Annotated in this window: 10 protein-coding genes and 1 pseudogene; 4 read left to right on the top strand and 7 right to left on the bottom strand. The window is 70.9% G+C overall.

The annotated features are described in order from the left end of the window. Positions 1 to 43 precede the first annotated feature (43 nt). The 3 genes from H9L17_RS04760 to H9L17_RS04750 all read right to left on the bottom strand — a co-directional run bounded on the left by H9L17_RS04760 (position 44) and on the right by H9L17_RS04750 (position 2,528). Positions 44 to 637: a GNAT family N-acetyltransferase gene (locus H9L17_RS04760; RefSeq protein ID WP_187571197.1), complete on the bottom strand. Its 594-nt coding sequence runs from the start codon at positions 635 to 637 to the stop codon at positions 44 to 46. Positions 638 to 703: 66 nt separating this feature from the next. Further along, positions 704 to 1,636: a DUF808 domain-containing protein gene (locus H9L17_RS04755; RefSeq protein WP_187571196.1), complete on the bottom strand. Its 933-nt coding sequence runs from the start codon at positions 1,634 to 1,636 to the stop codon at positions 704 to 706. Between the two features lie 34 nt (positions 1,637 to 1,670). Next, positions 1,671 to 2,528 carry a 23S rRNA (adenine(2030)-N(6))-methyltransferase RlmJ gene (locus H9L17_RS04750; protein ID WP_187571195.1) on the bottom strand — a complete coding sequence of 286 codons (858 nt, stop codon included), beginning with the start codon at positions 2,526 to 2,528 and terminating at the stop codon, positions 1,671 to 1,673. A 75-nt stretch (positions 2,529 to 2,603) separates the two neighbouring features. Here H9L17_RS04750 and creB point away from each other — a divergent pair, with 75 nt between their 5' ends. The 4 genes from creB to H9L17_RS04730 all read left to right on the top strand — a co-directional run bounded on the left by creB (position 2,604) and on the right by H9L17_RS04730 (position 8,083). Further along, positions 2,604 to 3,275: a two-component system response regulator CreB gene (gene creB / locus H9L17_RS04745; protein WP_187571194.1), complete on the top strand. Its 672-nt coding sequence runs from the start codon at positions 2,604 to 2,606 to the stop codon at positions 3,273 to 3,275. 6 nt (positions 3,276 to 3,281) lie between these two features. Then, complete coding sequence (gene creC, locus H9L17_RS04740) at positions 3,282 to 4,712, top strand: two-component system sensor histidine kinase CreC (RefSeq protein ID WP_187571193.1); 1,431 nt, start codon at positions 3,282 to 3,284, stop codon at positions 4,710 to 4,712. Positions 4,713 to 4,980: 268 nt separating this feature from the next. Further along, a complete protein-coding gene (gene creD / locus H9L17_RS04735) occupies positions 4,981 to 6,357 on the top strand; it encodes a cell envelope integrity protein CreD (RefSeq protein WP_187571192.1) in 1,377 nt (458 codons plus the stop codon). Between the two features lie 136 nt (positions 6,358 to 6,493). Further along, positions 6,494 to 8,083 (top strand): M20/M25/M40 family metallo-hydrolase, encoded by a 1,590-nt coding sequence (locus H9L17_RS04730; protein WP_187571191.1) that lies wholly within the window; start codon positions 6,494 to 6,496, stop codon positions 8,081 to 8,083. Positions 8,084 to 8,171: 88 nt separating this feature from the next. Here the strand turns inward: H9L17_RS04730 and ppx are convergent, their stop codons facing one another. The 4 genes and pseudogenes from ppx to phoB form a co-directional block, all read right to left on the bottom strand. After that, positions 8,172 to 9,701, bottom strand: a complete 1,530-nt coding sequence (gene ppx / locus H9L17_RS04725; RefSeq protein WP_425507415.1) for an exopolyphosphatase — start codon at positions 9,699 to 9,701, stop codon at positions 8,172 to 8,174. Positions 9,702 to 9,803: 102 nt separating this feature from the next. Then, complete coding sequence (gene ppk1 / locus H9L17_RS04720; protein WP_187571190.1) at positions 9,804 to 11,894, bottom strand: polyphosphate kinase 1; 2,091 nt, start codon at positions 11,892 to 11,894, stop codon at positions 9,804 to 9,806. A 22-nt stretch (positions 11,895 to 11,916) separates the two neighbouring features. Then, positions 11,917 to 13,218, bottom strand: a pseudogene (gene phoR, locus H9L17_RS04715) (phosphate regulon sensor histidine kinase PhoR); the annotation flags it as partial. 174 nt (positions 13,219 to 13,392) lie between these two features. Further along, positions 13,393 to 14,094: a phosphate regulon transcriptional regulator PhoB gene (gene phoB / locus H9L17_RS04710; RefSeq protein WP_187571189.1), complete on the bottom strand. Its 702-nt coding sequence runs from the start codon at positions 14,092 to 14,094 to the stop codon at positions 13,393 to 13,395. Positions 14,095 to 14,118 lie beyond the last annotated feature (24 nt).

The following is a 14,118-nucleotide window of genomic DNA, read 5'->3' as shown; positions in this document are numbered from 1 at the left end:
GATGCGGGCATCCAGCGCTGCGTGATCGGGTTGTCCCGCGATTTTACGCGCCGGGCGGCAGCGACATCAGCGGCGGGGGCGGCGGCGTCTTCGGCTTGGGCGGCGGGATATCGAGTACCACGCGCACCAGCCCGGCCTGGCCGATGGGCTCGCGGCGGAAGCCCAGCGAGGCGGCCAGCGCCTGCATCGGCAGGTTGCTTTCCAGCACGTCGCCGTACACGCGCTGCACCTTGCGGCCCTTGGCCCAGCGCACCAGCCGGCGCATCAGGTGGCGGCCCAGGCCCATGCCGTTGACGTAGTGGCTGACCAGGATCGCGAACTCGGCGTCCTTGCCGTTGGCGTCGATGGAGATGCGCGCCACCGCGCCGACCAGCGCCTCGCCCGGCGGCAGCGGCTCGGCGGCGACCAGCGCGAAATCGCGGCGCGGGTCCGGCCGGGTCAGCCGTTCGGCCTGCTGTGCGCTGAGCTCCTTCATCGGATGCAGGAAGCGCTGGCGGATCTCGTCCGGCTCCAGCAGGGTGAACGCGGCCTGCATCGGGCCTGCGTCCTCCGGCCGGATCGGGCGGATCAGGATGTCCCGGCCGTTGGCGAGACGGACGTTTTCGTGCCACGGGGGCATGCGGTTGCGTGCGGCCATTCCGGCATCTTCGCGTGAGGGACGTTAAAAAAATGAACGGCGCGTGTCTGGCGGGCGGGGGCCGGCTCAGGTGGCCGGCCGGCGGCGCAGCCGCGCCAGCGGCGACACCGCGCCCAGGATCAGCGCCCCCGCCAGCACGCCGAACGCGGCGTTGAACAGGGCGTTCCACAACCAGCCCAGCGCGCCGCCGGCATGCGCCTCGATGAAATGATGGAGCGGGCCGATGCCGTGCACCAGGATGCCGCCGCCGACCAGGAACATCGCCGCCGTGCCCGCCACCGACAGCGCCTTCAGCAGGCGCGGCGCGAAGGCGAGGATGGCGCGGCCCAGCCTCGCGCGGACGCTGCCAGCGCCGGGCCGGGCCAGGTGCAGGCCGAGGTCGTCCAGCTTGACGATGCCGCCCACCAGGCCATAGACGCCGGCGGTCATCACCAGCGCGATCAGCACCAGCACGCCCAGCTGGACCGGCAGCGGTTTCGCCGCCACCGTGCCCAGCGAGATCACGATGATCTCGGCGGACAGGATGAAGTCGGTGCGGATCGCGCCCTTGATCTTGCCCCGCTCGAAGGCGAGCAGATCCACCGAGGCGTCGCCCACCGCGCGCGCGTGTTCGGCGTGGTGCTGGCGCTCCTCCTGCCTGTGCATGAACTTGTGCGCCAGCTTCTCCACGCCCTCGTAGCAGAGGTAGCCGCCGCCCAGCATCAGCAGCGGCAGGATCAGCGGAACGGGGATGCCGCGCGACTTCAGCCAGCCTTCCAGCGCCGCGATCGCCAGCGCCGCCGGCACCAGGATCGCCTTGTTGACCAGTGAACCCTTCGCCACCGCCCACACCACCGGCAGCTCGCGCTCGGCGCGGATGCCGGTGACCTGCTGCGCGTTGAGGGCGAGGTCGTCGCCGAGCACGCCGGCGGTCTTGCCGCCGGCCACCTTGGTCATGGCGGAGATGTCGTCCAGCAGGCTGGCGATGTCGTCGAAGAGGGCGAAGAAGCTGGAGGCCATGGAGGAGGTCCGGAAGGTCTGGGCCAGTGTCGCATCAGGCCGGTGCGCGCAGCCATTCCACGCGGGCGGAGGCGCCCGGCTCGCCGAGCGCAGCGCGGATCGCGTCCAGCGCGGGCCGCATCGCCGCGTCGAACTGCCACGGCGGATTGAGCAGGAGCATGCCGCTGCCGTTCATGCGCAGCGGCGAGTCGTCGGGGCGCACCAGCAGCTCCAGCAGCAGCGCGGACTTCGCCGGCAGCTTCCCGGCGGCGCGGCGGAACGGCTGCAGCGCGCGGCCCTGCTTGATCGGATACCACAGCGCGAACATGCCCTGCGGCCAGCGCGCCAGGCCTTCCTTCAGCGCGGCCAGCGCGATGTCGAACTCGTCCAGCTGTGCCTCGTAAGGCGGGTCGATCAGCACCAGCCCGCGCGCGAATTTCGTTGCGCCCTGTTTCGGCGGCAGCAGCGCCTTGATCGCGGCATAGCCGTCGCGGGCGTGCATGGCCATCCGCGCATCGCCGGTAAAGTGGCCGCGCAGGACGTTCGCTTCCTCCGGATGCAGCTCGCAGGCGGCGATCCGGTCCTGCTCGCGCAGCGCGTGCGCCAGCAGCCAGGGCGAGCCGGGGTAGGCGTGCGCGCCGTGCTGCGCGCGGCAGGCGCGCACCGCGGCCAGGTAGCGCTGCACGGCGGGATCGCGCGGCGCCTCGGCCTGCAGGCGGGCGATGCCGTCCTGCGCCTCGCCGGTTTTCTGCGCGGCCTCGCCGTCCAGCTTGTACAGGCCGCGCCCGCCGTGGGTGTCCAGCGCGAAGCAGGGCGAAGGCTTGGCGGTCAGCGCGTCGCACAGCGCCAGCAGCACGACGTGCTTGAGCACGTCCGCGTGGTTGCCGGCATGGAAGGCGTGGCGGTAGTTCATCGACGCATTGTCGCATCGCCGCGGACTTCACATTCGCCCCCCAAACGGCGGCGCCCGGCCGGTTACGATGCCGGCATGCCGATCACCATCCTGTTGGCCGAGGACGAAGCCGCCATCGCCGAGACGGTGCTGTACGCGCTGCGCGCCGACGGCTTCGAGGCGGAGCACGTCCTGCTGGGCGGGCAGGTGCTGCCGCGATTGGCGCGCGGCGGCATCGACCTGGTGATCCTGGACGTCGGCCTGCCGGACCGCAGCGGCTTCGACGTCTGCCGCGAGCTGCGCGAGGCCAGCGCGGTGCCGGTGATCTTCCTGACCGCGCGCAGCGACGAGATCGACCGCGTGCTGGGGCTGGAGCTGGGCGCGGACGACTACATGGCCAAGCCCTTTTCGCCGCGCGAACTGGTGGCGCGGGTGCGCGCGCGGCTGCGCCGGCACGAGGGCGGGCAGGCGCGCCAGCGCGGCCGGTTCGAGATCGACGCCGCCGCCCATCGCATCCGCTACGCCGGCCACTGGCTGGAGCTGACCCGCTACGAGCATGCGCTGCTGGCCGAGCTGCTGCGTCGCCCCGGCGCGATCCTCGGCCGCGCGCAGCTGCTCGACCGTGTGTGGGCCGATGCGCTGGAATCCGGCGAGCGCACCGTCGATACCCACGTCAAGACGCTGCGCGCCAAGCTGCGCCAGCTCGATCCCGCGCGCGACCCGATCCGCACCCATCGCGGGCTGGGCTATTCCATCGACGTGGACTGAGGCCCGGTGAAGATCGCGCTGCGCGTGCTGCTGGGCTATTTCCTGATCGTGGCGCTGGCTGCGCTGCTGCTGGGCAACGTGTTCGTGCAGCAGGTGAAGCCCGGCGTGCGGCAGGCGATGGAGGACACGCTGGCCGACACCGCCAACGTGCTGGCGGAACTGGCGACCGACGATCTGCTGGCCGGGCGCATCGCCGACGGCCGGTTCGCGGCGCGCGTCCGCGCGATGGCGCGGCGCGACCTGGATGCGCGCATCTGGGGCGAAGCCAAGCGCCATGCCAGCTACCGCATCGAGGTGACGGATGCGCATGGCATCGTCGTGTTCGATTCGGCGGGCAAGGAGGTGGGGCGCGACAGCTCGCGCTGGAACGACGTGCACCGCACGCTGCGCGGGCAGTACGGCGCGCGCTCCACTCGCGACGATCCGGACGACGAAACCAGCACGGTGATGTACGTGGCCGCGCCGATCTTCGCTGCGGACGGGAAGATCGCCGGCGTGCTCACGGTGTCGAAGCCGAACCGCAGCATCCAGCCCTTCATCGAGCGCAGCCAGAACACCATCCTGCGCTGGGGCTGGGTGCTGCTGGGCAGCGCGCTGCTGGTGGGCGTCCTGGCGGCGTGGTGGCTGTCGCGCCAGCTGGCCGCATTGCGCCGCTACGCCGATGCGGTGGCGCGGGGCGAACGCGCCTCGCTGCCCGACGCCGCCGGCGAGTTCGCCGACCTCGGCCGCGCGCTGGAAAGCATGCGCCGGCAACTGGAAGGCAAGCGGTATGTCGAACGCTACGTGCATGCGTTGACCCACGAGCTGAAAAGTCCGCTGGCGGCGATCCGCGGCGCGGCGGAGCTGCTGGAAGGGCCGCTGCCGGAGGCCGACCGCGCCCGCTTCGTCGCCAGCATCGACGCGCAGAGCCGGCGCATGGCCGGGATGGTGGACCGGATGCTGGAATTGGCGGCGCTGGAGCATCGCCAGCGCATCGACGCGCCGGAGCCGGTGGCGCCGGACGCGCTGGCGCAGGAGGCGCTCGACGATGCGTTGCCGAGGGCGTTGGCGCACCGGGTGGAGTTGCAGTTGCACGCCGACATCGGCCTGCCGCCGCTGCACGGCGATCCGTTCCTGCTGCGCCAGCTGCTGGGCAACCTGATCGACAACGCCATCGATTTCTCGCCGCCCGGCGGCGCGGTCGAGCTGCGCATCGGCCGCGTCGGCGACCAGCTGCGCATCGAGGTGACGGATCGCGGGCCGGGTGTGCCGGCGTTCGCGCTGGAGCGCGCGTTCGAGCGCTTCTACTCGCTGCCGCGCCCGAACGGCGGCGCGCGCAGCAGCGGGCTGGGCCTGAACTTCGTCGCCGAGATCGCCAAGCTGCACGGCGGCGACGTGAGCCTGGGCAACCGCGACGGCGGGGGGGCGGTGGCGACCGTCATGCTTCCGCTCGCGTAGGCGCGGATCGCAGGCGCTCTGCTCCTCGTTTCTCGCGCATTTTCGTGCATTGCAGCGCTTTGCTCCCTCCCTTTCGCGCAGCGAAGGGGAGGGCCGGGGAGGGGTGCTTTTCGCCGGATTGAGCGGGCTCGCAAAGAGCACCCCTCCCCAGCCCTCCCCTGCTTCGCAAGGAAGGGAGCGGAGCACCTCACCTTCACTTCATCGTCGCGCCACCGTGCCATCGAACGGCGCCGCCACGCTGCGCCCATCCTCACCATGGAGCAGGGCGATGCGACTGGCGTTCAAGATGGCGATGGTGGCGGTGCTGACGCTGGCGATCCTGATCCCGCTGCAGATGGTGCGCGGCGTGATCCACGACCGCCAGCAGTACCGCGAGGAAGCGGTGCGCGACATCGCCGCGGGCTTCGGCGGGCGGCAGGTGCTGGCCGGGCCGGTGCTGGTGGTGCCCTACGAGGAACGCGTGGTGGACACCGTCAACGGCGAGGACGGCAGCGTGCGCCAGGTCGTGCGCAGGAAGACCGGGCAGTGGACGTTCTTCCCGGACGCCCTGTCCATCGACGGCGAACTCAAGCCCGACCTGCGCCGCCGCGGCCTGCACCAGGTGCGCGTCTACGCATGGAGCGGCAACGCGGTGGCTCGCTTCGACGCGGCCGTGCCGGCCGAGTCGGACGGCGTGCAGCGCAGCATCGGCCAGCCGTGGCTGAGCGTCGGCATCGCCGACGTGGGCGGGCTGGACGGCGCGCCGCAGGTGCGGGTGAACGGCGCGCCGGTGGCGGTCGAACAGGGGCTGGGCCATGCCGACGGCTCCGGCGTGCATGCGCGGCTGGCCGTGCCGGCGGCAGGGCAGCGGCTGCGCCTGGATGTGCGCGTCGCGCTGCGCCTGCGCGGCACCGAGACCTTCGCGATGCTGCCGCTGGGCAACGACAACGACCTGCGCCTGCGGTCGACGTGGCCGCATCCGAAGTTCGAAGGCCGCTCGCCGCAGCAGGACGTCGGCGACGGCGGCTTCCGGGCGCGCTGGCAGATCGCGTCGGTAGCGAACAACGCGCAGCGCCGCTACCTGCAGGAGCCGTCGCTGGCGCCGGAGGCGCGGCTGTCCGACGCCGCGCGCGCGGCGCTGGAGCGCGGCATGCCGTGGACCGCGCCGGGCGATGCGGTCAGCGTGTCGCTGCTCGATCCGGTCAATCCCTACGTGCAGGCCGACCGCGCCAGCAAGTACGGGCTGCTGTTCGTGCTGCTGACCTTCGTCGGCTTCTTCATGTTCGAACTGATCCGGCAGGTGCGCGTGCATCCCATCCAGTACCTGCTGGTGGGCATGGCGATCGCGATCTTCTTCCTGCTGCTGGTCAGCCTGAGCGAGCACATCGCCTTCGGCCTGTCCTACCTGCTGGCGTCGCTCGCGTGCATCGGCCTGATCGGCTTCTACCTGTCGGCGGTGTTGCGCGGCGGCCTGCGCGGGCTGGGCTTCGCGGCGATGCTGGGCACGCTGTACGCCGCCCTGTACGGCCTGCTGCTGTCGGAGGACAACGCGCTGGCGCTGGGCTCGGGCCTGCTGTTCGCGATCCTGGCCGCGATCATGGTCGCCACCCGCCGGGTGGACTGGTACCAGCTGGCCTCGCGCGAAGCGGACGGCGGCCCGCGCTGACGCGCGCGGCGGCGGAACGTGCGCTGCGTCACGTCCGCCGCCGCCGGGCATGACCAAAGGCCCGGGAAGTCCAACCCCGGCGCTGGCTAGACTCGGGCCTTTGCCGCAGTTCACGGGGACGATGATGAAGCGACTGATGTTGACGACCGCCTTGCTGGCGGCCGGGCTGGTGGGTGCGCAGGGTGTGGCCGCGCAGGAGAAGGTTGATCTGGACATGACCGCGCAGATCCGCCAAGAGGCGTTCCAGCGCTCGCAGGTGATGGCGACGCTGAACCACCTGACCGACGTGATCGGCCCGCGCCTGACCAATTCGCCGTCGATGGCGGAGGCCAACCGCTGGACCCGCTCGAAGTTCACCGAGTGGGGCCTGTCCAACGTCCACGACGAGGCGGTGGAAGACCTCGGCCGCGGCTGGGCGTTCACCGACGCCAGCGTCGAGATGCTCAGCCCGCGCGCGATGCCGCTGCACGCGCTGCCCAAGGCGTGGACGCCGGGCACCACCGGCGCGGTGGAAGGCGAGGCGGTCTTCGCCAAGATCGAATCCAAGGCCGACCTGGAGAAGTGGAAGGGCAAGCTGAAGGGCAAGATCGTCTTCACCGACGAGCTGCGCCCGTACAAGCCGAACGAGAAGTCGGACTTCAGCCGCCACGACCACGACAGCCTGGAAGAACTGCTGTCCTACCCGCTGCCGAAGGAGCGCGAGGTCGATCCGGCGATGATGGCGCGCTTCCGCGCGCGCATGGAGCTGGCGCCGCTGCTCAACCAGTTCCTGATCGACGAGGGCGTGGTCGCCACCGTGTCGATCAGCAGCTGGAACGACGGCATCGTCCGGGTCATGGGCGGCGGCTCGCGCAAGGCCGGCGAATCGGTGGGCGTGCCCTCGCTGGTGATGATGGCCGAGCACTACAACACGGTGATGCGCGCGCTGGATCGCAAGGAGCCGGTGAAGCTGCGCCTCAACGTCGCCGCGCGCTTCCTCGACGAGGCCAACCAGCCCGGCTACAACACCATCGCCGAGATTCCCGGCACCGGCCCGCAGAAGAACGAAGTGGTGATGCTGGGCGCGCACATGGACTCCTGGCACACCGGCTCCGGCGCCAACGATAACGGCGCGGGCGTGGCGGTGATGATGGAGGCGATGCGCATCCTCAAGACCGTGGGCGCCAAGCCCAACCGCACCATCCGCGTGGCGCTGTGGACCGGCGAGGAGCAGGGCCTGATCGGCTCGCAGGACTATGTCGGCAAGCACTTCGGCAAGTTCGAGGAACCGAAGGATCCGGAGCAGAAGGCGCTGCCGGCGTTCTTCCGCCAGAGCAAGGGCAAGCTGATCCGCGGGCAGGACTACGGCAAGGTCTCGGCCTACTTCAACCTCGACAACGGCAGCGGCAAGATCCGAGGCGTCTACGCGCAGGAGAACCTCGCCGTCGCGCCGATCTTCGAGGAATGGCTGAAGCCGTGGCACGACGTCGGCGCCACCATCGTCACCCAGCGCAACACCGGCAGCACCGACCACGTCAGCTTCGACGCGATCGGCATCCCCGGCTTCCAGTTCGTGCAGGACCAGCTGGACTACTTCAGCCATGTCCACCACACCGACCTGGACGTGCAGGACCACGCGGTGGCGGACGACCTGAAGCAGGCCTCGGCGATCGTCGCCTCGTTCGTCTACAACACTGCGATGCGTCCGGCGAAGCTGCCGCGCAAGCCGTTCGTGGAAGCGAAGTAAGCGGTTCCAGCGCGGGAATGCGAAGGGCCGGCGTTTGCCGGCCCTTTGTTTTTGATCCCTCTCCCGTTTGCGATGGGGAGAAGGAAAATCAGTCGAGCGCGAGCTTCAGGTTGATGCCCAGCCCCAGCATGTCCTCGGGCTCGCTTTCCAGGTCGGCGCGCAGCAGCGGGCGGGCCTGCAGCCAGCGCTTGTCCATGCGCAGGACCAGCTTCTCGCCTTCGGCCTGGAGCTGCAGCCCGGCCGGCGTCTCGTTGCCGCGCGAGCGGTGCAGCAGCACCGCCAGCCGCAGCAGCGCGGCGAGGTGGCGGGCGTTGGCCAGCAGCCGGTCGGGGATCATCTCGAACGCCGACTTCGGCACGCTGCGCCGGTGCGCGCGCACCAGCGCGGCCAGGAAGCGCTGGCCCTGCTGCGAGAAGCCGGCGATGTCGGAATGCTGCAGCACGTAGGCGCCGTGCGTGTGGTAACCGCTGTGGGCGATGGCGAGGCCGATTTCGTGCAGGTGCGCCGCGCGCGACAGCACCGCGCGGTCTTCGGCGCCCAGCGACCACGCCTTCGCGACCTGGTCGAACAGCGCCAGCGCGGTGGCTTCCACCCGCGCGGCCTGCGCCGCATCCACGCCGTAGCGCTGCATCAGCGCGGCCACCGAGACGTCGCGCGGATCGTCGGCGCCGCCGCGGCCCAGCAGGTCGTACAGCACGCCTTCGCGCAGCGCCGCCTTGCTGACCTGCAGGCGCGACAGGTCCAGCGCGTCGAACGCCGCCTCCAGCACCAGCACGCCGCCGGCGATCACCGGCCGGCGGTCGTCGGACAGGCCGGGCAGGTCGATGTCTTCGATCCGGCCGGCCTGCAGGATGCGGTCGCGCACGACGGCCAGCGCCTCGCGGGTGATCGCGCCCTTGGTCAGCTTCATCGACGCGCAGATGTTGCCGATCGCCTTGTGCGTGCCGGAGGTGCCGATCGCCTCGTCCCAGCCCAGGCTGCGGTAGGGCGCGGCGAACTGCTGGAACTGCAGCGCCACTTCGGTCAGCGCGGCGTTCCAGCGCTTGCGGGTGAGCTTGCCGCCCTCGAAGAACCGGCGCGTGCTGGCGACGCAGCCCACCTGCAGGCTTTCGCGCTCCAGCGGGGTGAAGCCGCGGCCGATGATGCATTCGGTGGAGCCGCCGCCGATGTCGATCACCAGCCGCTTCTGGTCATCCTGCGGCGGCTGCTCGTGGGCCACGCCGAGGTAGACTAGACGCGCTTCCTCGCGCCCGGAGATCACGTCGATGGCATGCCCCAGCGCGGCTTCGGCCGGGCCCAGGAACGCCTCCGGCGAACGCAGTTGACGCACGGTGTTGGTGGCGACGGCGCGCACCTGCCGCGGCGGGATGTCGGCGATGCGCTGGCCGAACCGCGACAGGCAGGCCAGCGCGCGTTCGCACACCTCCGGCGACAGCCCCCCCAGCGCGTTCAGGCCCTCGGCCATGCGCACGGTTTCGCGCAGGCGGTCGACCACCCGCAGCTGGCCCAGCACGCGCTGCGCCACCACGATGTGGAAGCTGTTGGAACCGAGGTCCAGCGCGGCCAGCAGGTCGCCGTCGCGCAGTGGCCCGACGGCGCGGGAAGGCAGCGTCTTCATGCGCGGGAAGTCGTCGTACGGCATGGCGTCATGCGCGCATTATGAAATCGTCGCCGCCGTTTTGTCCGCCATTCCCGCTTCCGGCGAATGACGCACACGATCTCAGCCGTCCAGCGCATCGAGCATCGCCAGCTGCGCCGAGAACGCCGGCTCGCCCTTGCCCGGCGCGCATTTCTCGTAGCGGCCGTCGGCGCGCAGCTGCCAGGCGTTCTGGTTGTCGGCCAGGTAGTTGAGCAGCCCTTCGCGCCGGACGCGGTCGGCGACCTGCGGGTCGAGGATCGGGAATGCGGTCTCCACGCGGCGCAGCAGGTTGCGCTCCAGCCAGTCGGCGGACGAGCAGAACAGCTCGGGCTCGCCGTCGTTGCCGAACCACCACACGCGGTGGTGTTCGAGGAAGCGGCCGACCACCGAGCGCACGCGGATGCTGTCGGACACGCCCGAAATGCCTGGCCGCAGCGCGCAGGCGCCGCGCACGATCAGGTCGATCTCGACCCCGGCCTGCGAGGCTTCGTACAGCGCGCGCACCACCTCCGGCTCGTTGAGCGCGTTCATCTTGGCGATGAGACGCGCGGGCCGGCCGGCCCGCGCGTGCGCGGCCTCGCGTCCGATCCGCTCCAGCACGCCGCGCTGCAGCGTGAACGGCGATTGCAGCAGATGCGCCAGGGTCAGCGGCGCGGCCAGACCGGAGAGCTGCTGGAAGATCAGGTGCACGTCGTTGCCGATGCCGGGATCGGCGGTCATCAGCCCGAAGTCGGTGTACACGCGCGCGGTGCCGCTGTGGTAGTTGCCGGTGCCGAGGTGCACGTAGCGGCGCAGCGCGCTGCCCTCGCGGCGCACGATCAGAAGCATCTTGGCGTGGGTCTTGTAGCCCACCACGCCGTACACCACCTGCACGCCGGCGTCCTGCAGGCGGTCGGCCAGGCGCAGGTTGGCTTCCTCGTCGAAGCGCGCGCGCAGCTCCACCACCACGGTCACGTCCTTGCCGTTGCGCGCGGCCTGGATCAGGTGCTCGACGATCGGCGAATCCTTGCCGGTGCGGTAGAGCGTTTGCTTGATCGCCAGCACGTCCGGGTCTTCCGCCGCCTGCCGGATCAGCTCCAGCACCGGCGCGAAGCCGTCGAACGGGTGGTGCAGCAGCACGTCGCCCTGGCGGATCAGGTCGAACATCGCGTCCATGTCGCGCGGCAGGCGCGGCTGGAACGGCCGGAACTTCAGGTCCGGCCGCTGCACCATGTCGTAGACCTGCACCACCCGGTTGAGGTTGACCGGGCCGTTGATCTTGTAGACCGCGCTTTCCGACAGGTCGAAGTTGGCGAGCAGCGTGTCCACCACCGCCTGCGGGCAGCGTTCGTCGATCTCCAGCCGCACCGCGCGCAGGTAGCCGCGGCCGAGCAGCTCGTCGCGCAGCGCCAGCGCGAGGTTGTCCATGTCGTCCTCGTCGACGATCAGCTCGGAGTTGCGGGTGACCCGGAACTGGTGCGCGCCGTTGACCTGCATGCCCGGGAACAGCTCGTGCACGAACGCCGACAGCACCGTGCTGAGGAACACGAAGTCGTGGAAGGCGTCGCCGTCGCCGTCCGCATCGGGCAGGCGGATGATCCGCGGCAGCGAGCGCGGCGCGCGCACGATCGCCAGGTGGCCTTCGCGCCCGAACGCGTCGCGGCCCTCCAGCTGCACCACCACGTTGAGCGACTTGTTGAGGATCTTCGGGAACGGATGCGCCGGGTCCAGGCCCAGCGGCGACAGCACCGGCATGATCTCGTCGCGAAAGTGCGCGCGCAGCCATTCGGTCTGCTCCGGCGTCCACTGCTCGCGCTGGAGCAGGCGGATGCCCTGGTCCGCCAGCGCCGGGCGCAGCTCCTTGTCGAAGCAGCGGTACTGCGCGTCCACCAGTTCGGCGGCGCGCTCGTGGATGCGCTCCAGCAGCGCGGCCGGTTCCAGGCCGTCCATGCCGGCCGGCAGGTTCAGCTCCACCGCATGGCGCACCGCGCCGCCGCGGATCTCGAAGAACTCGTCGAGGTTGGTGCAGGAGATGCACAGGTAGCGCAGCCGCTCCAGCAGCGGCACCGACGGGTCCTGCGCCTGCGCCAGCACGCGGAAGTTGAAGTCGAGCTGCGACAGTTCGCGGTTGGCGTACAGCGACGGATCGTGCAGGGACATGGCGTGCGGAGCGGGGCTGGGTTCGGCGTTCATGGCGGGCGGAAGAAGGATCGGGATCGCGCGCGAGCACGCGGGGGGCGGCGAAGCGGCAGGTGAAGGTGCTGCCCGCGCCGACGTCGCTGGAAATATGCAGTTGCGCGCCGTGCAGGCCCAGCACGTGCTTGACGATGGCGAGGCCCAGCCCGGTGCCGCCGGTTTCGCGTGAGCGGCTGGTGGAGACGCGGTAGAAGCGTTCGGTCAGGCGCGGCAGGTGCGAGGCGGGAATGCCGTAGCCGGTGTCGCGCACGGACAGCGTCGCGCCGCCGTCGGCGTCGCTGGCGAAGCGGATGTCTATCCTGCCGCCGTCGGGCGTGTAGCGCACCGCGTTGCTGACAAGGTTGCCGAACGCGCTGTGCAGTTCCTTGGTCGCGCCGCGCAGGTCGACCTGCGCGGCGTCCTCCATGTCGATGCGGTGGCGGCCGCCGCTCAGCGCTTCCGCTTCGCGGCGCAGGCTGGCCAGCATCGGCGCCATCGCCACGTGCTCGTCCGGCAGCTGGTCGCGCGCTTCCAGCCGCGACAGGGTCAATAGATCCTCGACCAGCCGGGTCATGCGCTGCGACTGCCGGCGCATCTCCGCCAGCAGCGCCGCCCATTCCGGGTTGTCGTCGGCGTCCAGCATTTCCAGGTAGCCGTGGATCACGGTCAGCGGCGTGCGCAGTTCGTGCGAGACGTTGGCGACGAAGTCGCGGCGCATGTGCTCCAGCCGCAGCAGCTTGCTGACGTCGCGCGCCAGCAGCAGCCACAGGTCCTCGGAATAGGGCAGCAGGCGCAGGCTCAGGCGGCGCTCGGGATCGACCGGCGAGGCCACGTCCTCCATCGGCTCGGCATTGCGGCCGGCGGCCAGCCACTGCGCCATCGGCAGCGGCCGCAGCGCGTCGGCGAGCGAGGCGTTGTGGTGGCGCGGATAGCGCAGGCCGAGCAGCGGCGTCGCCGCCTCGTTGAACCACAGCACGCGCTGGCTGTTGCGTTCCACCAGCACCACCGCGTCGGGCAGGGCGGCGGCCACCGCGCGGTAGGCGCGCAGCATCGCCAGCAGGCGGCGCTTGCGCGCGCGCATCTCGGTCTGGCCGCGGAACAGCAGCGCGTCGAGTTCGTTCCATGCGCCGGAACCGCCGCCGGGCGGCAGGCGCTGGCGCGCGGCCAGCCGTTGCAGCACGCGTTGCAGGCGCCAGTAGTGGAAGCCGACCACCGCCAGCGCGGTCAGCGCCAGCGCCGGCCACGGATGGCCGAGCGCGAACCCGGCGCCCAGGCCGGCCGCCAGCACCAGCGCAAGCTGGGCGAGGGTGCGGAGCCAGGCGGTGCGGACGGCGTTGGGCATGGAGGGAGTCTAGTGCGGTTGTGTTGCAGGCGTTGGCGCGATGCCGGTCAGCGGCTTCGGCGCAGCCGGGCCGTCATGCCGGATGCGGCGAAGGCGCCGTTGCCGATGCGTGGAGCGATGCAGCAGGAGCTTCGCCGTGCCCGGAACGACGCGGATCGCAGCAACAACCGCCGCTCACACCGCCGCCGAGAACCGGTAGCCCGCGCCGCGCACCGTCTGCACCATCGCTTCCAGCCGATGCGGCTCCAGCGTCTTGCGCAGGCGACGGATGTGCACGTCGACGGTGCGCTCCTCCACGTACACGCTGCCGCCCCAGACGTGGTCGAGCAGCTGGGTGCGGGTGTACACGCGCTCGGCGTGGGTCATGAAGAAATGCAGCAGGCGGTATTCGGTCGGGCCCATCTGGATCGGGTGCGAAGCGCCGTCGAGATCGGCGAACACCCGGTGCGCCGCGCCGTCGATGCGCAGCGCGCCGACCTGCACGCTGCCGTCGTCGTCGTCGTCGCGCGAGCGCCGCAGCACCGCGCGGATGCGCGCCAGCAGCTCGCGCGCGGAGAACGGCTTGACCACGTAGTCGTCGACGCCGGCTTCCAGCCCGCCGACGCGGTCGTTCTCCTCGCCGCGCGCGGTCAGCATGATGATCGGGATGTCGCGGGTCAGCGCCTCGCGCCGCCAGCGCCGCGCCAGTTCGAGGCCGCTGGTGCCGGGCAGCATCCAGTCCAGCAGGATCAGGTCGGGCACGCGCTCGGCGATCCGTTCCTGCGCCTCGCGCGCGTCGCCGGCCAGCAGCGGCGCGTAGTCGCCTTTGCGCAGCGCGTAGGCCAGCATGTCGCGGATCGCGGGCTCGTCTTCGACGATCAGGATGTGCTTTTGCATGTCGTCCGTTGATCGCGCCGCGGG

The sequence above is a fragment of the Thermomonas brevis genome (assembly GCF_014395425.1).
Taxonomy (GTDB): Bacteria; Pseudomonadota; Gammaproteobacteria; order Xanthomonadales; family Xanthomonadaceae; genus Thermomonas; species Thermomonas brevis.
The sequence above is the reverse complement of the archived record's forward strand: the minus strand, read 5'-3'. Positions and strand labels throughout refer to the sequence as shown.

Coding starts and splice junctions, on each gene's coding strand:
- H9L17_RS04760 (WP_187571197.1), bottom strand. CDS start 637: ATGGCCGCACGCAACCGCATGCCCCCGTGGCACGAAAACGTCCGTCTC.
- H9L17_RS04755 (WP_187571196.1), bottom strand. CDS start 1,636: ATGGCCTCCAGCTTCTTCGCCCTCTTCGACGACATCGCCAGCCTGCTG.
- H9L17_RS04750 (WP_187571195.1), bottom strand. CDS start 2,528: ATGAACTACCGCCACGCCTTCCATGCCGGCAACCACGCGGACGTGCTC.
- creB (WP_187571194.1), top strand. CDS start 2,604: ATGCCGATCACCATCCTGTTGGCCGAGGACGAAGCCGCCATCGCCGAG.
- creD (WP_187571192.1), top strand. CDS start 4,981: ATGCGACTGGCGTTCAAGATGGCGATGGTGGCGGTGCTGACGCTGGCG.
- H9L17_RS04730 (WP_187571191.1), top strand. CDS start 6,494: ATGTTGACGACCGCCTTGCTGGCGGCCGGGCTGGTGGGTGCGCAGGGT.
- ppx (WP_425507415.1), bottom strand. CDS start 9,701: ATGAAGACGCTGCCTTCCCGCGCCGTCGGGCCACTGCGCGACGGCGAC.
- ppk1 (WP_187571190.1), bottom strand. CDS start 11,894: ATGAACGCCGAACCCAGCCCCGCTCCGCACGCCATGTCCCTGCACGAT.
- phoB (WP_187571189.1), bottom strand. CDS start 14,094: ATGCAAAAGCACATCCTGATCGTCGAAGACGAGCCCGCGATCCGCGAC.